Source organism: Pseudenemella bisphenolivorans, assembly GCF_051133435.1.
GTDB lineage: Bacteria > Actinomycetota > Actinomycetes > Propionibacteriales > Propionibacteriaceae > JAAYAO01.
In genome coordinates this window covers 69,915-91,904 of record NZ_JBPGNY010000001.1, presented here as the reverse complement: position 1 = coordinate 91,904, position 21,990 = coordinate 69,915, and the positions used below count along the sequence as shown (strand labels likewise).

The 21,990-nt window shown below is 67.5% G+C and carries 19 protein-coding genes; 15 read left to right on the top strand and 4 right to left on the bottom strand.

What is annotated here, in order from left to right; genetic code table 11:
* Nucleotides 1-250 precede the first annotated feature (250 nt).
* Entirely contained in the window at nucleotides 251-3,235 is a 2,985-nt protein-coding gene (locus ACR4XW_RS00415; RefSeq protein WP_434758534.1) for an FG-GAP-like repeat-containing protein, read from the top strand.
* 139 nt (nucleotides 3,236-3,374) lie between these two features.
* Here ACR4XW_RS00415 and ACR4XW_RS00410 read toward each other — a convergent pair whose 3' ends face one another.
* Nucleotides 3,375-5,057, bottom strand: a complete 1,683-nt coding sequence (locus ACR4XW_RS00410; protein WP_434758533.1) for a glycoside hydrolase family 13 protein — start codon at nucleotides 5,055-5,057, stop codon at nucleotides 3,375-3,377.
* A 113-nt stretch (nucleotides 5,058-5,170) separates the two neighbouring features.
* On the opposite strand from ACR4XW_RS00410, the gene ACR4XW_RS00405 reads away from it, so the two are divergent.
* From ACR4XW_RS00405 to ACR4XW_RS00360, 10 genes are all read left to right on the top strand, one after another.
* Nucleotides 5,171-6,412 carry a sugar ABC transporter substrate-binding protein gene (locus ACR4XW_RS00405; protein ID WP_434758532.1) on the top strand — a complete coding sequence of 414 codons (1,242 nt, stop codon included), beginning with the start codon at nucleotides 5,171-5,173 and terminating at the stop codon, nucleotides 6,410-6,412.
* A gap of 96 nt (nucleotides 6,413-6,508) precedes the next feature.
* Entirely contained in the window at nucleotides 6,509-8,104 is a 1,596-nt protein-coding gene (locus ACR4XW_RS00400; RefSeq protein WP_434758531.1) for an ABC transporter permease subunit, read from the top strand.
* Nucleotide 8,105: 1 nt separating this feature from the next.
* Nucleotides 8,106-9,005, top strand: a complete 900-nt coding sequence (locus tag ACR4XW_RS00395; RefSeq protein WP_434758530.1) for a sugar ABC transporter permease — start codon at nucleotides 8,106-8,108, stop codon at nucleotides 9,003-9,005.
* Between the two features lie 5 nt (nucleotides 9,006-9,010).
* Nucleotides 9,011-9,289 (top strand): YlxR family protein, encoded by a 279-nt coding sequence (locus tag ACR4XW_RS00390; protein ID WP_434758529.1) that lies wholly within the window; start codon nucleotides 9,011-9,013, stop codon nucleotides 9,287-9,289.
* Between the two features lie 149 nt (nucleotides 9,290-9,438).
* Nucleotides 9,439-12,345 (top strand): translation initiation factor IF-2, encoded by a 2,907-nt coding sequence (gene infB / locus ACR4XW_RS00385; protein WP_434758528.1) that lies wholly within the window; start codon nucleotides 9,439-9,441, stop codon nucleotides 12,343-12,345.
* 13 nt (nucleotides 12,346-12,358) lie between these two features.
* Nucleotides 12,359-12,805, top strand: a complete 447-nt coding sequence (gene rbfA / locus ACR4XW_RS00380) for a 30S ribosome-binding factor RbfA (RefSeq protein ID WP_434758527.1) — start codon at nucleotides 12,359-12,361, stop codon at nucleotides 12,803-12,805.
* Nucleotides 12,802-13,695: a tRNA pseudouridine(55) synthase TruB gene (gene truB, locus ACR4XW_RS00375; protein WP_434759379.1), complete on the top strand. Its 894-nt coding sequence runs from the start codon at nucleotides 12,802-12,804 to the stop codon at nucleotides 13,693-13,695. Before rbfA ends, truB begins: the two co-directional genes overlap by 4 nt.
* A 77-nt stretch (nucleotides 13,696-13,772) precedes the next feature.
* A complete protein-coding gene (locus tag ACR4XW_RS00370; RefSeq protein WP_434758526.1) occupies nucleotides 13,773-14,657 on the top strand; it encodes a bifunctional riboflavin kinase/FAD synthetase in 885 nt (294 codons plus the stop codon).
* Between the two features lie 7 nt (nucleotides 14,658-14,664).
* Nucleotides 14,665-15,156, top strand: a complete 492-nt coding sequence (gene ybaK / locus ACR4XW_RS00365; RefSeq protein WP_434758525.1) for a Cys-tRNA(Pro) deacylase — start codon at nucleotides 14,665-14,667, stop codon at nucleotides 15,154-15,156.
* 79 nt (nucleotides 15,157-15,235) lie between these two features.
* Nucleotides 15,236-15,979, top strand: a complete 744-nt coding sequence (locus ACR4XW_RS00360) for a GntR family transcriptional regulator (protein ID WP_434758524.1) — start codon at nucleotides 15,236-15,238, stop codon at nucleotides 15,977-15,979.
* Nucleotides 15,980-16,067: 88 nt separating this feature from the next.
* Here ACR4XW_RS00360 and nagA read toward each other — a convergent pair whose 3' ends face one another.
* Both nagA and ACR4XW_RS00350 read right to left on the bottom strand, forming a co-directional pair.
* Complete coding sequence (nagA, locus tag ACR4XW_RS00355) at nucleotides 16,068-17,204, bottom strand: N-acetylglucosamine-6-phosphate deacetylase (RefSeq protein ID WP_434758523.1); 1,137 nt, start codon at nucleotides 17,202-17,204, stop codon at nucleotides 16,068-16,070.
* A gap of 98 nt (nucleotides 17,205-17,302) precedes the next feature.
* A complete protein-coding gene (locus tag ACR4XW_RS00350; protein ID WP_434758522.1) occupies nucleotides 17,303-18,544 on the bottom strand; it encodes a PTS transporter subunit EIIC in 1,242 nt (413 codons plus the stop codon).
* Between the two features lie 80 nt (nucleotides 18,545-18,624).
* Here ACR4XW_RS00350 and ACR4XW_RS00345 point away from each other — a divergent pair, with 80 nt between their 5' ends.
* From ACR4XW_RS00345 to ACR4XW_RS00330, 4 genes are all read left to right on the top strand, one after another.
* Entirely contained in the window at nucleotides 18,625-18,903 is a 279-nt protein-coding gene (locus ACR4XW_RS00345) for a PTS sugar transporter subunit IIB (protein ID WP_434758521.1), read from the top strand.
* Nucleotides 18,900-19,346 carry a PTS sugar transporter subunit IIA gene (locus ACR4XW_RS00340; protein ID WP_434758520.1) on the top strand — a complete coding sequence of 149 codons (447 nt, stop codon included), beginning with the start codon at nucleotides 18,900-18,902 and terminating at the stop codon, nucleotides 19,344-19,346. Before ACR4XW_RS00345 ends, ACR4XW_RS00340 begins: the two co-directional genes overlap by 4 nt.
* Before the next feature lie 75 nt (nucleotides 19,347-19,421).
* Nucleotides 19,422-20,411: an endonuclease/exonuclease/phosphatase family protein gene (locus ACR4XW_RS00335; RefSeq protein WP_434758519.1), complete on the top strand. Its 990-nt coding sequence runs from the start codon at nucleotides 19,422-19,424 to the stop codon at nucleotides 20,409-20,411.
* Between the two features lie 86 nt (nucleotides 20,412-20,497).
* On the top strand, nucleotides 20,498-21,160 hold the full coding sequence (locus tag ACR4XW_RS00330; protein ID WP_434758518.1) for a BtpA/SgcQ family protein: 663 nt from the start codon (nucleotides 20,498-20,500) through the stop codon (nucleotides 21,158-21,160).
* Here ACR4XW_RS00330 and ACR4XW_RS00325 read toward each other — a convergent pair.
* Nucleotides 21,157-21,990, bottom strand: coding sequence for an ABC transporter ATP-binding protein (locus tag ACR4XW_RS00325; RefSeq protein WP_434758517.1), 834 nt, complete (start codon nucleotides 21,988-21,990; stop codon nucleotides 21,157-21,159). The genes ACR4XW_RS00330 and ACR4XW_RS00325 overlap by 4 nt on opposite strands.

Sequence of the window (21,990 nt, the reverse complement as noted above, 5' to 3'; positions counted from 1 at the left end):
TCCGGAGAGATGAATTCAATGCGTTACTAGAGAGACAACAGTGAACCTTGGGTAAAGAGTGAACTAGAGGGAACTGTGAGGTTCATTTACTGTTTTCCCGAACCGAGCAGAAGGGTCGGGCATGCGTGTGCGTTCAGCTTCGGCAGTAGTCACGTTGCCGTTGGCACTGTTTCTGGTGATCACCACCATGGTGCCGGTGGCTCAGGCGGACCCCGGAGGACCTGACCCCGGGGCGGGCGACAGTGCCCCGGTGGATACCTCCCAGGGCGCCGCCGCGGAAGAACCGACCCCGGTCATCGACCAGGCGCGTCCGGTACAGACGTCTTCGACCGAGGTCGAGTTGGACGAGATCCCCCAGGAGTCGGCCGCCACGACGCCCAGTCCGGCCACCACCGCGGCCGAGCCCTCGCAGGCTCCGGCGGAGGACGAAGCCGAACCCGGCCCGGAGGCCGACGCAACGACACCCGAGGCCGACACCACGTCCGAAGGCGAGGACGACGGGACGACTCCGGAATCCGAGGTCGACCAGACCTTGCCCGAAGGCGAGGACGACGCGACGACCTCCGAGGCCGATGACGCCCGCGACCGGAACACCACCGCTCGCAGCGAGGCTCCCGAACCGGACGGCACGGGGGACGGTGAATCCGACGGTACGGATGAGGCCGAGCCCACCACGTCCGGTGAGCCGGAATCGGCTGAGCCGAGTGAACCGGAGCAGACTCCCTCGCCCGCTGCCGAGGCCCCGCAATCCGATGACCCGTTGGCCGCCCCCGATGCCCGAGGCCTCGACCTACCGGTGAACACCGAGGACAGCACCGTGCACGTGGCCACTCACGCAACCGAGCAGGACCTGAGCGTGGCGGGTATTTCCTGGCCGGAGTCGACGGAGGACGTCCAAGTCTTCCTGCGCACCAGCACCGATGGCCGCACCACCGATTGGGAGGCCGTCGATCTGGCCCACGTTGAGCCCGGCGCCACCTCGGTGGGCACCGAACCGGTCGTGTTGACCGGTGCCACCACGATGCAGGTCGCCACGGTCTCGGCCACCGGCATCGCCCCGAGCCTGACCGTGGTCGACCCGCGCACCGCGGCGGCCGACTCGATGGCCACCGCCTCCAGTAGTTCGTCCGGGCCGGTGATCTACTCCCGCCGCGACTGGGGTGCCGACGAATCCCTGCGCGGCTCGCCGCCGGTCTATGCCAAAGTCCAGGGCGTGGTGGTGCACCACACCGCCGGTTCCAACAGCTACACCCGCGAACAGGTGCCCGGCATCATCCGCGGCATTTACCGCTACCACACCCAAACCCTGGGGTGGAGCGACATCGGCTACAACGTGTTGGTCGACAAGTACGGACGGGCCTGGGAGGGCCGCTACGGCGGTCTCACCCGCGCCGTACAGGGCGCCCACGCCTATGGGACGAACCACATCACCTTCGGGATTTCGCTGATGGGCGACTACGAGAAGGTGCAGCCCCCGGCGGTGGCGATGGACACCATGGCCCGAGTGTCGGGCTGGAAGATGAGCCTGCACAAGGTCAACACCTATGCCACCTTGACCACCTCGAGAGGAGTAAAATTCCCGGCGATCTCCGGTCACCGCGACTCCTCGGCCACCAGCTGTCCGGGGCGCTACATCTACGGCAAGATGGGCAGCTTCCGCACCCAAACCCGGGCCTACCAGTCGAGTTACAGCGGCGGAGGTCCGGAGAACTTCAACCGTGACCTGACCGGTGACGGCAAGGCCGATCTGGTGGTGCGCAACGGCACCGCGGTATCGGTGGCCCAACCCCTGCGGGCATCCGGGGAACGCAGCGCCCTGAGCCCGGGCTCGGTGATCCGCAAGCCCTGGTCGGGCGGGGCGCGCACGATCAGTGCCGGTGATGTGAATCGCGACGGCCGGGCCGACATGATCCGAGTACAGACCAACGGCCAGATGTGGCTGTACCGGGGCAACGCGGCCGGACGGTACGCCGCCCCCACCCTGATGGATCACGGCTGGCAGTACTTCGACCTGATCACCGGCGGTGCGGACTGGAACGGTGACGGGATTCCCGATGTGATTGCCCGCAACCGCACCGACGGCAAGCTGTACCTCTACCGGGGTCGCACCAACGGCACGTTCCAACCCCGGGTGCGCCTGCATGCCGGTACCTGGCGCGGATTGAGCCAAGCCACGATGGTGCCGCGGTTCGTCAACGGACGCACCGCACTGGTGGCCCGCACCACCAGCGGCGGGACCGTCGTGCTGCCGGCCAGCGGCAACGGCACCGCAGCGATGATCACCATGTCGGCCAACCTGGGATCGGTGCGGCAGATCTCGGGCGTCAACGACCTGAACGGCGACGGCCGCGGCGATCTGCTGATCCGGCGCAGCGACGGCAGTCTGCGGATCGGCTGGGGATCGGGCAGCGGACAGCTCTACGCCACCACAGCCATCGCGGGCTCCTGGTCGTGGGCGAGCAGCATCCTGCCCACTGCGAGCACCGGTGCCGACATCGCCACCCATGTGGTCGACAGTCGCGACGGGTCCTTGCGCCGACACCGGCTCACCTTCACCAAGGCCACCGTGCCGCAGACCCGGGTGCTGACCGTCCCGAGCAACACCAAGGCGGTGATCAACGCCGGGCGCTGGGACGGTGACGCCCACCCCGACCTGCTGGTGATCACCGGCGAGGGATACCTCAGGCTGCACCGCGGCCTGGGCGGCGGACGCTTCGACCAGACCGGACGGCAGATCGGGGCCGGGTGGAACCAGTTCACCCAGGTCGCCGGAGTGCACAACTTCACCGGCGATGGCCGCCCGGGGCTGCTGGCCCTGGACGGTTCCGGCGGCCGGGTGCTCTATTACGGCGGCAACGGCACGGGCGGTTTCAACGGGGTGAACACCATCGCCACCACCGTGAAGGGCCACCTGGCGATCACCGCCGGCGGCCGGATGACCGGCGGCAGAACCCCCGACTTCGTGACCCGTGACTCCTCGGGCCGGTTGTACGTCCACGCCGGCAACGGACGCAGCACGATCCGCTATTCGAGGGTGGTCGGCACGGGCTGGACCGGCAACTACCAGTTGGCCGGGGGAGCGGCCATGGTCGGCACCGACCAGACGAAACCGGACGTGCTCGTGGTCGCCCCGAATGGCAGCGTGCGCCGCTACCTGACCACCAGCGGACCGAAGGTCACCCAATGGGTGCCCAGCCCGGCGGGCTTCAGTCTGCGCGGGGTCAAGGTGTCCTGACGGTTTCGGCCGGTGGGCGAGCACCGGGGGTACCCAAACCCCCAACTCACCCACCGGATTCGGCCCGAAACCCGCCGATGGCGGGGGTGAGTTGGTGGTTTTGGTACCGGTGTGCGGCCAAGGGGCCACGCGGTGGGGCTCAGCGCACCGCCCACACGGTGATCGCCTCGTCGATACCGCCGTCGGCACCGACCTGATCGGTGGCCATCAACACCCGCCACCCGTCCGGTAGCTGCCAGGGGGCCTCGACGGTGCAGATCACCAACACCTCCGCGCGGTCACTGCCGGCGGGGTCTGCCCGGTTGACCCCGGCCAACACGCCGGCGGGGGTGTCCAGCCATTCCCAGGTTCCCCGGCCCAGATGGAGTTCGCGGCGTCGGCGCAGCAGATCGCGGTACAGCGAGAGGGTTGAGGACGGGTCGGCCAGTTGCCGGTCGACGGCCAGGTCGGCCCATTCGGCCGGTTGTGGCAGCCACGACTCGCCGGTGGGGGAGAAGCCGAAGGCCGGTGCGTCCCCCTCCCAGGGCAGCGGTACCCGGCATCCGTCCCGGCCCGCCTCGGCGCCGCCGGTACGGAAGAAGGCCGGGTCCTGACGTACCTCATCGGGCAGGTCGAGGTGTTCGGGCAACCCGAGTTCCTCACCCTGATACAGGTAGGCGCTGCCCGGCAGGCCCAACATCAGTGCGGTGGCCGCCCGGGCCCGCCGGGCGCCCAACACCGGGTCGGGTTGGGGCTCGCCGGGGCGGATGCCGTTGGGGCCCTTGCCGGTGACGGCCAGCCCGAGCCGGGAGGCATGACGCACCACATCGTGATTCGACAACACCCAGGTGGTCGGAGCCCCGACGGCCTCGTTGGCCGCACAGGTCTCGGTGATCACCCGGCGCAGGTCCTCGGCGTGCCAGGGGCAACTCAGGAAATCGAAGTTGAAGGCTTGGTGCATCTCATCGGCGCGGACGTAGCGGGCCAACCGCTCGGGCGGGTCGACCCACGCCTCGGCGACCAGAATCCGATCCTCGCCGAACTCGGCCAGCACCCGGTGCCACCTGCGGTAAATCTCGTGCACCTCGTCGCGGTCCCACATCGGGGCCTGCGGTTGGTCGCCGTGGCCGGCCATCTCGGCGCGGTGCTCCCAACTGGGCAACTCCGGATCCTTCGCCAGCCCGTGGGCCACGTCCACCCGAAAACCGTCCACCCCGCGGCGCAGCCAGAACCGCAGGATGTCGTCGAACTCGGCGAGCACCTCGGGGTGGGTCCAGTTCAGGTCGGGCTGGCTGCTGTCGAACAGGTGCAGGTACCACGACTCGTCCTCGGCCCAGGCCGAACCGGGGGCATCGGGCCGGTCGCACACCCGGGTCCAGGCTCCGGCACCGAAGACCGACAGCCAGTCATTGGGTGGCTGCTCACCGTGCCCCTCCCGGAACCAGTAGCGTTCCCGCTCCGCACCGCCCGGGCCCGCCGCCAGAGCCGCCCGGAACCAGGCATGCTGATCGGAGGTGTGGTTCGGCACCAGATCGACCAGCACCCGCAGACCCAGTCGGTGCGCTTCGGCGATCAGCTCGTCCATATCGGCCAGATCACCGAACTGGGGGTCGATCGCGCGGTAATCGGCCACGTCGTAGCCGCCGTCACGTTGCGGCGAGACATAGCAGGGTGAGAGCCACAACGCGTCCGCCCCGACGGTCACCAGATGGTCGAGCCGGGAGGTGATCGCAGCCAGATCTCCGACCGGGCCGGACGATGACGCGAACGATCGCGGATAGACCTGATATATGACCGCGTCGTGCCACCAGGGGTGCTTTCGGGTGCTCTTCAAGGCCGCCATCACCACACCATAACGAAACGGGCACGCCCTCCTGACTCGCCGGTAACCATGGGGCTAGGGTTCTGAATGTGAGCATAAATCCGTTCACCTCTAGGTAGGAAAGCGAGAATCGCATGCGTCGACGCATCGGAGCAGCACTCATCGCCACCGCGGTCGTGACCTTGACCGCCTGTGGCGGCGGTGGAGGAACCAGCGGTGATCCCGATGGTGGCGAGAAGAGCCAAGCCCCCGACGGCACCGGCAAGACCCTGACCGTGTGGGTGGATGAAACCCGCATGGCCCCGACCAAGGCCGCGGCGGACGCCTTCGAGAAGGACACCGGCGCCAAGGTCGAGTTGGTACAGAAGAACTTCGAGGACATCCGGGCCGACTTCCTGGCCCAGGTACCCACCGGTGAAGGGCCCGACATCACCGTGGGTGCTCACGACTGGTTGGGCGAGTTGACCCAGAACGGTGTGGTCTCCCCGGTGGAGTTCGGCGACCGCTCCGATGAGTTCACCGATGTGGCCCTCGAGGCCTTCACCTTCGACGGGCAGGTCTACGGCGTGCCCTACGCGGTGGAGAACCTCGGCCTGATCCGCAACACCAAGCTGGCCAAGGATCCGGCACCCGACAAGTTCGACGACATGATCGCCAAGGGCAAGGAAGCCGGCACCAAGTACCCCTTCCTGATTCAGGTCAGCGACAAGGGTGACCCCTACACCATGGCGCCCTTCCAGCACTCCTTCGGCGCCCCGGTGTTCGAGCAGAACGACGACGGCTCGTACTCCAACAAGCTCGCCCTCGGTGGTGAGAAGGGTGAGGCCTTCGCCAAGTGGCTGGCCCAGCACGGCAAGAAGGGTGACGGCGTGCTGAACACCTCCATCACCTACGACATCGCCCGGGATGCCTTCAAGAAGGGTGAAGCCCCCTACATGGTGGGTGGCCCCTGGCTGATCGACGAGTTCAAGGACATGGAACTCGCGGTCGACCCGATCCCGTCCGCCGGCGGTGAGCCGTCCGCCCCGTTCATCGGTGTGCAGGGCTTCTACGTTTCGTCCAAGACCGAGAACGCCATCCTGGCCACCGAGTTCCTGGTGAACTACATCGGCACCAAGGACGTCCAGGTCAAGATGTTCGAGGCGGGCAACCGCACCCCGGCCATGAAGGAAGCCGCCGAGGAGATCTCCTCGGATCCGCTGGCGAAGGGCTTCGCCGACATCGCCGAGGACGCCAAGCCGATGCCCTCGATCCCCGAAATGTCCGCGGTGTGGAACTTCTGGGGTGTGACCGAGGCGCAGATCATCAACGGTGACGCCGAGCCGTCCCAGGCCTGGCAGAAGATGGTCTCCGACATCGAAGGAGCCATCGGCTGACCGGCTGATTGACCCGAACTGTGGGGCGTACGACACATGCGTGCGCCCCACAGTCACCCGCAGACTTTCCCCTGACGCCGACCACGGAGAACAACGATGTCCCAACCGGAAGCGCCCCCGGAGCGTCGCACCAAGAGAGCTCGGGAGTCGCACGCGACCGCCATTGGTCCGGGCTTCTTCCTGAAACTCGTCCTGATGGCCCTGATCAACGCACTCGGGGTCTACATCATCTACTCGGCCTGGGTCCAGAAGTCCTGGATCATCCTGGCCGTCACGATCTTCTTCGTGGTGTTGGCAGACATCGTGTACTTCACCAAGCGGATGTTGCCGCTGAAGTACCTGCTACCCGGCCTGACCTTCCTGCTGATCTATCAGGTCTTCACCGTGGGCTACACCGGCTACGTGGCCTTCACCAACTACGGGGCCGGACACAACTCCGACAAGGCCGATGCGATCGCGGCCAACATCATGCAGAACCAGCGCCGGGTCGAAGGGTCGAAGGCGATGCCACTGGTGGTGGTCGAGAAGGCCTTCCCCAGCACCGACCTCGGCTTCGCGGTGGTGCAGGACGACGTGGTCAAGGTCGGCACCAAGGACCAGCCGCTGGAGGAGGTGCCCGACGCGGTTGTCGAGGGCACCACCATCAAGGAGGTGCCCGGCTGGAAGGTGCTGAGTTGGGCCGACGCGGTCTCGCGCAGCAAGGAGGTCACCGAACTGCGGGTGCCGGTCTCCGAGGACGCGAACGCCGGCTCCATCGGCACCCAGGACGCCCGCACCGGCTACGCCTACCGCTCGGTGGTCACCTATGACCCCCAGACCGACTCGATGACCCACGCCGACACCGGCAAGGTCTACAAGGCCAACAAACGCGGTCAGTTCGAGGCCGACGACGGCTCCACCCTGACGGTGGGTTGGCGGGTCTTCGTCGGGGCGGAGAACTTCACCACCGCGTTCAGCGATGCGCGCTATTCGGGGCCCTTCCTGAAGGTGCTCACCTGGAACGTGGTGTTCGCACTCGCCTCGGTGCTCAGCACCTTCTTCCTGGGACTGTTCCTGGCGATCGTGATGAACAGCGAACGCATGCGCGGCCGCAAGATCTACCGCACGCTGATGTTGCTGCCGTACGCCTTCCCGGCCTTCCTGACCGCCCTGTTGTTCAAGGGCATGCTGAACCGCGACTTCGGCTTCGTCAACGAGGTGCTGTTGGGTGGGATGCCGGTGGCCTGGCTGAGCGACCCATGGTTGGCAAAGCTCGCGATCATCGTGGTCAACCTGTGGATGGGCTTTCCCTACATGTTCCTGATCGCCACCGGCACCCTGCAGGCGATTCCCAGTGATGTCTACGAGGCGGCCAAGATCGACGGGGCCACGGGGTGGCAGCAGTTCCGCCAGATCACCCTGCCGCTGCTGTTGATCGCGGTCACCCCGCTGTTGATCTCGTCGTTCGCGTTCAACTTCAACAACTTCAACCTGGTCTACATGCTCACCGGTGGTGGGCCACGATTCACCGACACTTCGGCCCCGATCGGGGCCACCGACCTGTTGATCACGATGGTCTATTCGGTTTCGGGCCTGGACGGGTCGGCGGCGCGCAACTACGGCCTGGCCTCCGCGTTGTCGATCGTGATCTTCCTGATCGTGGCCACGGTGTCGGCGATCAGCTTCCGGCTGTCGCAGAAGATGGAGGACTGAGATGAGTACCCCGAAAACCTCCGAGCCCGAGGTGACCGCCGACACCCACCGCAAGCGCAGCTTCGGCAAGGTCTTCGCCGACGTCGGCTGGCGGCACGTGGTGGGCATCCTCGCGGTGATCTTCGCGGCCTTCCCGATCCTGTACATCCTGTCCGCGGCACTGAACCCCGGCGGGACGCTGACCGGGTCGAATGCGATGTTCACCACCTTCAGCCTGGACAACTTCGTCAAGCTGTCGGACACCTATTTCTGGCGCTGGCTGGCCAACACACTGATCATCGGCGTGATCACCTCGCTGGGCACGGTGCTGATGGGCGCTGCGGCCGCCTACGCCTTCTCGCGCTACCGGTTCGCCGGACGTCAGTTCGGATTGACCTTCCTGATGGTGTTGCAGATGTTCCCGCAGTTGCTCGCCTTCGTGGCGATCTTCCTGCTGTTGCTGCTGCTGGGTGATGTGGTGCCCTTCCTCGGTCTGAACAGCAAGATCGGCCTGATCTGCGTGTACCTGGGTGGTGCGCTGGGTGTGAACACCTTCTTGATGTACGGCACCTTCAACACCGTGCCCAAGGAACTGGACGAGGCGGCCAAGATCGACGGGGCCTCCCATGCTCACATCTACTGGCGGATCATCCTGCCCCTGGTGATGCCGATCCTGACCGTGGTGGGGCTGCTGAGCTTCATCTCGACCTTCAACGACTTCATGCTGGCCAAGGTCATCCTGCAGTCGGAGGAGAACTGGACGGTCGCGGTCGGCATGTACGGCTGGGTGTCCGACCAGTTGTCGGCCAACTGGGGTCAGTTCGCCGCGGGGGCGATCATCGCCGCCTTGCCGATCCTGGCGTTGTTCCTGTTCCTGCAGCGCTGGATCGTCTCCGGCCTGACCCAGGGTTCGGTGAAGTAACGCACGTGACGATCGGGCAGCGCACCTGTGTGGGGTGCCGCCGGGTCGACGACCGCGCCGTGTTGGTGCGTCTGGTCTGGGACGAGAGTGCCGGCCGGGTGGTCGTCGACCCGGCCAAGGCGCTGCCCGGACGCGGGGCCTGGGTGCATGACGAGGCCACCTGCGTGGAGACCGCCTGCCGTCGTCGCGCGGTGGGTCGGGCGCTGCGTCGCAGCGAGGTGAATCACGACCGAATCCGGCTCGATCCGGCCTTCGGTTTCAACAATGACGGTGAAACGCGTTAGAGTACTCGATGCGCCTGCGTCCCGATCGGGGCCAGCACACGTCAGGAAAGTGGGTTTAACGCTCATGACCACTCGATGAGTACGTACCGATGAGCATGCACACCAACTAAAACCGGTCCAGGCGCAAGGCCCGGACCTGAAGGAGAGTAGTGTCCAAGGTCCGTGTCTACGAGCTCGCCAAGGAGCTCGGACTGGAAAGCAAGCAAGTTCTGGCAAAACTCAATGACATGGGGGAGTTCGTTCGCTCGGCCTCCTCGACCATTGAGGCGCCCGTCGTGCGGCGGTTGCGCGAGAAGTTGAGCAGTGAAGAGGCGGCCAAGCCCGCCGCAGCCCCGGCGCCCCCGCCGGCCACTCGCCCCGCAGCACCCTCGACCAGGCCGGCCAAGCCGGCTCCGCCGTCGACCCGTTCCGGCCCCCCGGCCACCCGGTCGGCGCCTCCGGCGACCCGCCCCGGGCCGCCGGCAACGCGTCCCGGAACCCCCGCGGCCCGTCCGGCACCGCCGGCGACCCGTTCCGAGCCGCCGGCCACCCGTCCGGCTCCGGCCGAGCCCGAGAAGCCGGCCGCGCAGGAACCGGCCGCCAAGGAACAGGCGCCGACCCCGAAGCCGCCGGCCCCGCGTCCGGCTGCCGACGCCGAGCCGACCCCGACTCCCGGACCCCGTCCGGGCCCGCGTCCCGGCCCCCGTCCGGCCGCTCCCGGTGCGCGTCCGCGTCCGGGGTCGACCGGCGGTTTGCCCGGTGGCGGCCCGACCCCGGCTCCGCCGCGTCGCGGTGGCCCGCGTCCGGGCAACAACCCCTTCGCCTCCAGCCAGGGCATGGGTACCGCTCGTCGCGGTCCGCGCCCCGGCCCGCCCACCGGTGACCGGCCCGCGCCGCGTCCCCCGGCCGGGCGTGGTGGCCCCGGGCCCCGGCCCGGTGGCGGCGGTGGTGGCGTGGCAGGTATGCCGCGCCCGAACCCCGCGATGATGCCCAAGCAGAGCTCCGGCCAGCTCGGTGCACCGTCCCGAGGCCGTGGCGGCCCCGGTGGCGGTGGCCGTCGTGGGCCCGGCGGTGGCCCCGGTCGCGGTGGCCCTCCCGGTGGCGGCCCGATGGGCGGCGGCCGCGGTGGTCGCGGTGGTCGTGGCGGTTCGGGCACCCAGGGTGCCTTCGGGCGTCCCGGTGGTCCGTCGCGTCGTGGTCGCAAGTCGAAGAAGCAGCGGCGTCAAGAGTTCGATCAGATGGAGGCCCCGTCGATCGGCGGCGTGCGGCTGCGCAAGGGCGGCGGTCAGACCGTCCGCCTGCGTCGCGGCGCTTCGCTGACCGACCTGGCCGAGAAGATCGGCGTGGACGCGGCCTCGCTGGTGCAGGTGCTGTTCCACCTCGGTGAGATGGTCACCGCCACCCAGTCGGTGGCCGACGACACCCTCGAACTGCTGGGTGCCGAACTGGAGTACAACATCCAGGTCGTCTCGCCCGAGGACGAGGACCGTGAGCTGTTGGAGCGGTTCGACATCGAGTTCGGTGAGGACGAGGGCGACGAGGAAGACCTCGAACACCGTCCGGCCGTGGTCACCGTGATGGGCCACGTCGATCACGGTAAGACCAAGTTGCTCGATGCCCTGCGGCACGCCAACGTGGTCTCCGGTGAGGCCGGCGGGATCACCCAGTCGATCGGCGCCTACCAGGTGCGCACCGAGGTCGACGAGCAAGATCGCCGGATCACCTTCATCGACACCCCCGGTCACGAGGCATTCACCCAGATGCGTGCCCGTGGTGCGAAGTCGACCGACATCGCCGTGCTGGTGGTGGCCGCCGACGACGGCGTGATGCCGCAGACGATCGAGGCGTTGAACCACGCCACGGCGGCCGATGTGCCGGTCGTGGTTGCGGTCAACAAGGTCGACAAGGACACCGCCGACCCGACCCGGGTGCGCGGACAGCTCACCGAGTACGGGCTGGTGCCCGAGGAGTACGGCGGCGACACGATGTTCGTCGACGTCTCCGCGGTCACCCGTCAGGGTCTGGACGATCTGCTCGAAGCGATCGTGCTGACCGCCGACGCCGCCCTCGACCTGCGGGCCAACCCGTCGATGGACGCCCAGGGTGTCGCGATCGAAGCCCACCTGGACAAGGGCCGCGGCCCGGTGGCCACGGTGCTGGTGCAGCGCGGCACGCTGCGGGTCGGTGACTCGATCGTGGCCGGTCCGGCCCATGGCCGGGTGCGTGCCCTGATCAACGACCACGGCGAGAACGTGGACGAAGCGCCTCCGTCGATGCCGGTGCAGGTGCTGGGTCTGACCTCGGTGCCCGGGGCCGGTGACTCCTTCCTGGTGGTGTCGGACGACCGCACCGCACGGCAGATCGCCGACCAGCGCGAAGCCCGCAACCGGGCCGCTGCGCAGGCCGCCGGTGCCCGCCGCAAGACCCTCGACCAACTGTTCGAGCAGTTGGAGAAGGGCGAGACCCAGGAGCTGTTGCTGATCCTCAAGGGCGACTCCTCCGGTTCGGTGGAAGCCCTGGAGGACACCCTGTCGCAGATCGATGTCGGCGAGGAGGTCTCGTTGCGGGTCATCGACCGTGGTGTCGGTGCGATCACCGAGACCAACGTGTCGCTGGCGGCGGCCTCGGGTGCGGTGATCCTGGGTTACAACGTGCGTGCCCAGGGCAAGGCCACCGAACTGGCCGACCGCGAGAACGTCGACATCCGCTACTACTCGGTGATCTACCAGGCGCTGGACGAGATCGAGGCCGCGTTGAAGGGCATGCTCAAGCCCATCTACGAAGAGGTCCAGCTCGGCCAGGCCGAGGTGCGGGAGATCTTCCGCTCCTCCAAGGCGGGCACGATCGCCGGTTGTATGGTGCTCAGCGGCCTCATCCGCCGCAACGCCAAGGCGCGGTTGCTGCGTGACGGGGTCGTCATCACCGAAACCGACATCAAGTCGCTGCGTCGCGAGAAGGACGATGTGACCGAGGTGCGCGAAGGGTTCGAATGCGGTATCACGCTGTCGAACTTCTCCGACATCAAGACCGAGGACATCATCGAGACCTTCGAAATGGTCGAGAAGGCTCGCGACTGAGAGGGGAACGCCCATGACATCGGCACATGTGCTGAAGCTCGCCGATCGCATCCAGTCGCTGGTTGCCCAGTTGCTGGCGCGACGGGTCAAGGACCCCCGTCTCGGCTTCATCACCGTCACCGGGGTGGAGCTGACCGGGGACACCCGGGACGCCACGGTGTTCTACACGGTGATGGGTGATGCCGCCGCCCATGCCGATACCGCGGCCGCCCTGGCCTCGGCCACCGGCATGTTGCGCACCGAGGTGGGCAAGCAGCTCGGCCTGCGACACACCCCGTCGCTGACCTTCGTGCCCGATTCGGTTCCCGAAACGGCCGCGGAGATCGAGGACGCCCTGGCCCGGGCCCGGGCCAGCGACGCCGCGGTGGCCGAGCAGGCGGCAGCGGCGGCCTACGCCGGTGAGGCCGACCCGTATCGCAAACCGCGTGCGGAGTCCGACGACCAGGAGCAGGACCACTGAACGGAACCGACGGCCTGGTGGTGGTCGACAAACCTTCGGGTTGGACCTCCCACCAGGTCGTCGGCCGTGTCCGACGGCTGCTGGGCACCCGCAAGGTCGGTCACGGAGGCACCCTCGACCCGATGGCCACCGGTGTGCTGGTGATCGGCGTGGGCCGGGCGACCCGATTGCTCGGGCATCTGGCCGGCCGCGACAAGACCTACCTGGCCACCATCCGGCTCGGGCAGAGCACCGTCACCGACGATGCGGAGGGCGAGATCACCGACAGCCCCGGCGCAGCCGGCCTGGACACCGACGCGATCCGCGCCGCGATCGTGCCGCTCAGCGGCACCATCAAGCAGGTGCCATCGGCGGTCTCGGCGATCAAGGTGGACGGCAAACGTGCCTATGCGCGGGTGCGGGCCGGTGAGGACGTGGTGCTGAAGGCCCGCGAGGTCACCGTCCGGCGCTTCGACATCCTCGAGGTGCGGCACACCGAGACCGACGGCCTGCCGGTGGTCGACGTCGACGTCAAGGTCGACTGCAGTACCGGCACCTACATCCGTGCTCTGGCCCGTGACCTGGGCGCGGCCCTGGGCACCGGGGGACACCTCACCAGCCTGCGCCGCACCCGGGTCGGGCCGTGGACCCTGGACGACGCCTGCCCGATCGGTGCCGACGTCGACCGGGTCACCCTGCGCAGCCTGGACGAGGTGGTGCCGGAGGCCTTCACCACCGTGCTGGTCGATGAGGACTTCGCCCGCGACGTGCGGCACGGACGCCGGCTGCGGGTGCGGTTGGACGCCCTCAGCGCGATCCTGGATCAGGACGGCACATTTTTGGCCCTCTACACTCCGGACGGGGACACCGCGGTGGCCGACGCGGTCTTCGCTCCCGCCCAGGGCGGCTGAGGGGCCCGGGCCACCGGGCACGACGAGAGATAGCATCGAACGGGACGACGTGTCCCGGTGACGAGGAGGAGACGCGCGTGGGAACCACGGTCGTGATCGGCAACTTCGACGGAGTCCATCTGGGCCACCGCGCGGTGTTGCAGGCCGCCCGGGCGCACAACGGCAACGGCTACGTGATGGCGGTGACCTTCTGGCCGCACCCGAACTGGGTGATCCGCCCCGGCACCGGTCCGTTGCTGCTGTCCACCCTGGAAGACCGGCTGGCACTGCTGGCCGAGGCCGGCGCCGATGCCACCCAGGTCGTGGACTTCACCCCCGAACTCGCCCAGTGGACCCCGGCGGAGTTCGTCGACCGGGTGATTCGCCCACTGCGCCCCGACCACGTGGTGGTGGGGGACAACTTCCGCTTCGGCCGGGGCGCGGCCGGCAATGTCGACACCCTGCGTGAGATTGCCGACGGCGAGTTCGAGGTGAACGGTCTCGACCTGGTGTTGGAAGGGGCCGGTCCGACCTCGTCCACCCGGATCCGTCAGGTACTGGCCGAGGGGGATGTCACCGCCGCGGCCCACATGCTCGGTCGTTGGTACCGCTTCGGCGGGGAAGTGCAGCGCGGTGACCAACGTGGCCGCGAACTCGGTGTGCCGACCGCGAACCTGCTCGCGGTGCACGGCTACGCCGTCCCGCAGGACGGGGTCTACGCGGGCTGGATGACCTGCCGGGAACAGCCCAAGCTGGGCACCCTGCCGGTGGCGATCTCGGTCGGCTCCAACCCCACCTTCGACGGGATGGAACGTCGGGTCGAATCGCATGTGCTGGATCGCGACGACCTCGACCTCTACGGCGATCACATCGACGTGGAATTCGTCGCCCACGTGCGCGGTCAGGTGCGCTTCGACGGGGTGGAGTCCTTGGTCGAACAGATGCAACAGGACATCGCCGACGTGCGGGTTCTGCTCGGGTAGGGCCGAGATGGCCAAGCGGCACACCGGAGGCACTCCCGCCACCGTCACCCTGGACCGGGCCGGGATCGACTATCTGATCCGGCGGTACACCCATGATCCATCCGCGACTTCCTACGGTCTGGAGGCCGCCGAAGCTCTCGGCGTCGAGCCAGAGCGGGTGTTCAAAACCCTGCTGGTCGACACCGATCACGGGCTCGGAGTGGGCATCGTCCCGGTGGTGACGCAACTGAACCTGAAGGCGATCGCCGCCGCCCTGGGCGCGAAGAAGGCCACCATGGCCGACCCGAAGCTGGCCGAACGTACCACCGGCTATGTGGTCGGCGGGATCAGCCCGATCGGGCAGAAGAAGGCCCTGCCGACCATCGTGGACGACAGTGCGCTTGGCTTCGACACCGTGTTGGTCAGCGGGGGCAAGCGGGGCTTGGATCTTGAACTGGCTCCGGGTGACCTGATGGCGATCACCGGGGCAGTTTCCGCCCCGATTGCGCAGCTTTCCTGAGAGTAACCATCCCCTTGTGACCACCCAGGGGGTACGATCGGGTACGTACCAGTGAAATCGAGCGCCCCGGGAGGTAGTGATGACCAGCAAACCCCGGGCCATGCCGATTCTGGACGGTCCGCAGACCAAACACGAACAACTGCGTGACCTGATCGCCGCCGAGGCCATCCCGGGTCAGATGATCCCCTCCGAGCGGGATCTGATGGCCCGCTACCAGGTATCCCGGGCCACCGTGCGCAAGGCCATCGACTCACTGGTGGTCGAAGGCCTGCTGCGCCGGGTACAGGGCAAGGGCACCTTCGCGGTCACCCCGCGGGTCGGCAGCCACCTGCACCTGGCCTCGTTCACCCAGGACATGCTGCGCCGCGGATTTCGTCCCTCGACCCGGGTGGTCGGGGTCGAACTGGTCGAGCCGCCCGCCTCGATCGGGCGCAGGCTGAACATGAACCCGGGGGAGAAGGCCTGGAATCTCACCCGGGTGCGCTTGGCCGACGGCCGGCCCCTGGCGGTGGAGATCGGCTGGTATCCCGATGCGATCTTTCCCGAGCTGGGGCAGCACGACTTGTCGGGCTCGCTGTACGAGGTGTTCTCCCACCAGTACAAGCGGGTGATCGACAGGGCCGACCAAACTCTGTGGGGTGAGGCCGCCCAGGGGGCGCGGGCACACATGCTCGACGCCCCGGTGAACACTCCGTTGTTGGTCTTCGAACGGGTGTCCCGCTCGGGGCGGTTACCGGTGGAATGCGTGGTGTCGTACTACCGCGGCGACATGTACCAGGTGCACATGTCGCTGGACAACAGCCAACCGGCCGTCGAACGGTAACGCCGACGGACGCACGAACGGCCCATCGGATTGCGATGGGCCGTTCGGCTTGTCGGGGGTGGGTAGTGGGTGAAATCACCCCGGTTCGTCAACTCGAGGCCGGTACCTCCGTGCCGACCCACGACCCGCGCAGCATCACCCGCTGCACCTGCAGGTCGTCGTCCAGCACCACCAGATCGGCACGCTTGCCGGGTGCGATGCTTCCGACATCGGTCAACCCGAGGTAGCGAGCCGGGATCGCGGTGGCATTGTGGACGGCTTGGCCCACCGGGATCCCGGCCGCCACGGCATTGCGGACCGCCTGGTCGAGGGTGAGGGTGGAGCCGGCGATGGTCTTGCCATCGTCCAGCCGAGCCACCCCGCAGCAGACGTTCACCGACAGGTTGCCCAACATGTAGTCACCGTCGCCGCCACCGGCAGCGGCCATCGCGTCGGTGATCAGGGCCACCCGGTCGGGGAACGACCGCATCACGAAGGCACACAGGTCGGTCGCGACGTGCACCCCGTCGAAGATCAACTCCAGGGTCACCGAGGGATCTTCCAGGGCGGCCAGGATCGGCCCGGGTTCGCGATGTCGCAGGGCCGGCATCGCATTGAACAGGTGGGTCACCCCACGTGCTCCGGCGGCGATCGCCTCCTTGGTCTGCTGGTAGTTGGCGTCGCTGTGTCCGAAGGCGGCCATCACGCCCTGCTCGTTGAGCAGCCGGATCACCGACATCGAGTGTTGCCGCTCCGGAGCCAGGGTGACCATTCGGATGGTGCCCTCGCCGGCCTGCAGCAGGTCGTTCACCGCAGCGGGGTCGGGGTCGGACAACAGGTCGGCCGGGTGGGCCCCCTTGTACTTCTCCGCCAGCCACGGCCCCTCCAGGTGAATGCCCTGCAGGTCGCCGGCCTGTACCCGGGGCACCAGCAGACGCACCTGTTCGCGCAGGGCGTCGATGGTGTTGGTGACCAGGCTCGCCACGATGGAGGTGGTGCCGTGGCGTAGGTGGGCCTGCAGCCCGGTGTCGACGTCGGCCGGGTCGGTGGTGCCGAACTCGGCCCCGCCGCCCCCGTGGCAGTGGGCGTCCACATACCCGGGGATGAGCAGTCCGTCGATGATCAGATCGGCCTGCCGGGGAGGGGTTCCCCGTCCGACCTCGGTGATTCGGTCGCCGTCGATGTCCAGCCAGCCCGGGGCGGGATCGCCGGCATCGGTCAGGATTCGTTCGCTCGTGATCAGCATGATGACCTCACTCTAACCGTCGGGTGTTCAGGGTGCCGGTGGCGGCGGTTCCGGCCGCCGCCACCGTCCCACCCGGTTGGCGGAAGACTCCCTGCACCTCAGGCCGTCGGATCGGCGCTGATGTCCACTTCGTCGTCGGAACGACCCGGGGTCTTCAGGTTGAACTTGCGGATCACCAGGCGGAAGAGCAGGTAGTAGATCACCGCGAATACCAACCCGATGATGATCAACATCCAGGGTTTAGTACCGATATTCCAGTTCAGTACGTAGTCGAACAAGCCTGCCGAGAAGCCGAAGCCCATCTTGACTCCCAAGGCGTTGGTCACCGCCAGGGAGACACCGGTCAGCAGGGCGTGCATCACGTACAGCGGGAAGGCGACGAACATGAAGGCGAACTCCAGCGGTTCGGTGACGCCGGTGAGGAAGGCGGTCAGCGCGACCGACAGCATGATGCCGCCGACGGCCTTGCGGTTCTGCGGCTTGGCCTCGTGCCAGATCGCCAGGGCGGCGGCGGGCAGGGCGAACATCATGATCGGGAAGAAGCCGCTCATGAAGGTTCCGGCGGTCGGGTCGCCGTTCAGGAAGCGCAGGATGTCGCCGTGCACGACCTCGCCACCCGGGGTGGTGAACTCACCCAGCACGAACCACGGCGGGTTGTTCAGGATGTGGTGCAGACCGAGCGGGATCAGCAGGCGGTTCAGGGTGCCGTAGATGAAGCCACCGATGATCGCGTTGTTGGTGACCCATTCGCCGACCGCGGTCAGGCCGGTGTTGAAGGCCGGGTACACGAAGGCGAGCAGCACAGCCAGGATCAGCGCGCCCAGGGCGGTGATCATCGGCACGAAGCGGCGTCCACCGAAGAAGGCCAGATACGTCGGTAGTTTGATGCGGTAGAACCGTTGCCACAGGAAGCCGGCGAGCAGACCGATCAGGATGCCGCCGAGCACGTTGTAGTTGATCAGTGCTTGGGTCTCGCCCTCGGCGGCTTCACCCAGCACCAGCGGGGACATCGCGTCGCCGACGCCCTTGAAAACGAGGTAGCCGACGACCGCGGCAAGTGCGGTGGAGCCGTCGGCCTTCTTCGCCATGCCGATCGCCACACCGACTGCGAACAGCAGCGGCAGGTTGCCGATCAGGGCATTACCGGCGGCACCGATCACCGAGGCGAAGGTGTCCCAGCCCAGGCCGTCGGCACCGAGCAGATCGGGTTGACCCAGTCGCAACAGCAGAGCCGCGACCGGTAGGGATGCGATCGGCAGCATCAGGCTGCGGCCGAACTTCTGAATGGGTGCGAGGTTCACTCGCTTCTTGCCCCCCTCGGGGACGGCTTCGGTGCTCATGCGTTTCCCTCCATTGGGTGTCGCAGTCCGGGTAAGTGGTTCGCACTGGTACGGACTGGCCTGTACCAGTACGTATGAGCATGCTACTCTTTTCGAACAATGTCAACGACAGCGAGGGGGCTGTTATGAGTTCGAAAGCAGAAAAGATCCTGGCCGGCCTCGGTGGGGCCGACAACATCATCGAGATCGAGCCGTGCATCACACGCCTGCGTACCGAGGTGAACGACCCGTCCAAGGTTGACGAGGGCGCATTGAAGGCCGCCGGGGCGCACGGCGTGATGGCCAATGGCAAGGTCGTTCAGGTCGTCGTCGGCCCCGAGGCCGACAACCTCGCCGAGGACATCGAGGACTTGATGTGACCAAGATCATCTCGCCGGTCGCCGGCAGAGTGATCCCACTGGCGGAGGTGGCCGACCCGGTCTTCTCCGAGCAGATGCTGGGCCCCGGGGTGGGAATCGAACCCCGTCCCGGGAAATCCAGCGTGATCGCGCCCGCCGCCGGAAAGTTGGTGAAGGTACACCCGCACGCCGTGGCGATGCAGACCAGTGACGGACTGGCGCTGCTGGTGCACCTGGGCATCAACACCGTGAAGCTGGACGGTGCCGGCTTCGAGGTGCTGGTGGCCGATGGTGACGAGGTCAGCGCCGGACAGGAACTGATCCGCTGGGATGTCGACCGGATGGTCGGCGACGACATCCACGCCACGGTGCTGATGGTGGTGATGGAACGGCCCGCCGATTCGCTGGAGCTGCCATGCCTCGGTAAGGACGTTCAAGCCGGGGACGAACTCTTCACCGCCTGATACCGTTCCCCGGTGTTTTCCGGGGGCCCGAGCGACAACACCCTGCCCGACAACGGAGGATCCTCCGCGGGCAGGGTGTTTCGCATTCTCCCGACCGCCGTGTTGCTGCTCGCTGCGGTGGCGGTGATCCTCATGGGGCTCTTTCCCCAACTGACCGCCGGTCTGAGCGTGGTGACCCCGTTCAGCCAGGGCCTGGCCTTCGTGCATGTGGCCGGTATGGGGCTGGCCGGGCTGAGTCTTATATGGGCTGCCATCATGCTGCTGCGGCGTGGGCGACGCCTCACGCTGGTGATCGCGGTGACCTGGCTGATTGCCGGACTGGTCCCGGTGCTCTTCCCGTCCGGTGTGCTGTACCCGAGGGCGAACCCGGACGATGTGGCCCGGACGCCGCTGCGCATCGTCACCTTCAATGCCGCCTCCACCCTGACCGGGGCCGATCTGCAGCAGATCATCGACACCTTCGCCCCCGATGTGATGGTGCTGCCGGAGACCTCCTCCGACGAGGTCGAAAGACTCCTGAGGGGCGCCGGTTTCCGCGGCAAGGTCTTCGGGACGCCGGATGCCGGCCTGCCGCCCAGCTACACCGGGCAGATCGAGCCGACCACGGTGGTGGTGCGTGCCGAACTCGGCGAAGCCCACCTCACCGCCGGGCCGGTCACCTCCTTCGGCACCGTGGCGCTGAAGTTCGACGACCCGAAGATCCCGACCGTCGTTGCCGTGCATACCGCGCCACCACTGCCGGCCCTGGTCGGCGAGTGGCGCGGCGATCTCGACCGGGTGACCGCCTTCGCCGAGGGCTTCGGTGGCCCGGTGATCATCGCCGGCGACTTCAACGCCACCCTGCGCCACGGCCCGTTGGCCCGGCGCACCAAGCTGGTCGACAGCGCCCAACAGTGCGGCCGGGAGGTCGGTACCTGGCACACCAGATTTCCGGGCTTCATGCGATCCCCGATCGACCACGTTTTCATCACCCCCGATTTGGACGCACAGGACTGCCGGGTGGCCGACATCGGCCGGTCGGATCACGCCGCCTACGTCACCACGGTGCTGATGCCACGCACCTGATCCGAGGCACGGGCATCGGGGGCACATCGCCTCCCGGACTGATCTGGCCCGCGCTACGGTGGTGCCCCTGGTGAGAGGGGGCCGCAGTGTTTGTCCATCCGGTGGTGCACGTGGTGGATGTCGAGGCGGCCGTGCACGAGGTGCGCAAGGTCGTCCGGCACCCGATCCACGGCGTATTCCTGATCGACCACGACGCCGATGACCAGCGCCTGATCGACACCATCGCCGCCGTGGCCGGCGAGTTCGGCGACCTGTTCCTGGGGGCGAACTTCATCCGGCGCCCGATCGAAGACGCCCTGGCCGTACTGACCCAGCATTTCGGCGACGAGATTCCGTTGGCCGCGATCTGGGCCGATCGGGTGACCGCACTGGCCCCGGGCTCGGCCGCCCCGAAAGTGGCATTACCCGAAAGCTGGCGGGGCCTGCACTTCGGGGGCGTGGCCTTCAAATACCAGGACCCGGTACCCCTGGCCGATCTGCCCGCCCTGGGCGCGGCGGCCCGGGATCACGTCGACGTGGCCACCACCTCCGGCCCCGGCACCGGTCATGCCGCCGATCTGACCCGGCTCAAGGCCCTGCACGAGGGGCTCGCCGGGCATCCGCTGGGCCTGGCCAGCGGGGTCACGGTCGACAACATCGGCAGCTATGCCGGGTTGGTCGACCACGTCCTGGTCGCCACCGGCATCCTCGGCGACGATCGCCTGATCGACGAGGCCAAGCTGGAAGCCCTGCTGGCCGCCATCGCCTAGTCGGCCGCGGCCACCGCCTCGGTGTCGTCACGATCCGGGCGCTCGCCACGTTTGGCGGCCTGGATGTGCTGGTAGATCGTGGTGCGCAACTCGGCGAAGCGCTGATCGCTGCGGGTGCCGATCTGATCGCGCTCGGCCGGCAGATCGATCTCGACATCGGCCATCACCACGGTGGGTGCCGCCGACAGCACGATGACCCGTTCACCCAGGTACACCGACTCGTCGATGTCATGGGTCACGAACAGGACCGTCAGGTCCAGGTCCTTCCAGAGCTTGCGAACCAGATCTTCCAGATCGGCGCGGGTTTGGGCGTCCACCGCGGCGAAGGGCTCGTCCATGATCAACACTTCGGGCTGGTAGGCCACCGCACGTGCGATCGCCACCCGCTGCTGCATACCACCCGAGAGTTGCCAGGGGTGCAGGTCGCCGGCATCGCCCAGGCCGACCGATTCCAGCGACGAGGTGACCAGTTCGTGGCGTTCGGCGCGGCTGAGCTTGAGCTCCTTGAGCGGCAACTCCACGTTCTGGGCCACCGTCAGCCAGGGGAACAGGCTGCGCTGATACTCCTGGAACACGATCGCCATCCCGCGTGGGGGAGAGGTGACCTCCTCACCGTGCAGCACCACGCTGCCCGAGGTCGGCTTGAGCAAACCGGCCATGCACTTCAGCAACGTCGTCTTACCGGCACCCGAGGGGCCGACGATGCAGACCAGGGACGAAGGGGCAACGGTGATGTTCAGGTCCCGAATGGCCTCCACATCCCGGTGTCGACCCCGATAGGTCTTCTGCAGGTGGCGCACTTCAAGGGCACCCTTGAGGTTGTCGTCCAT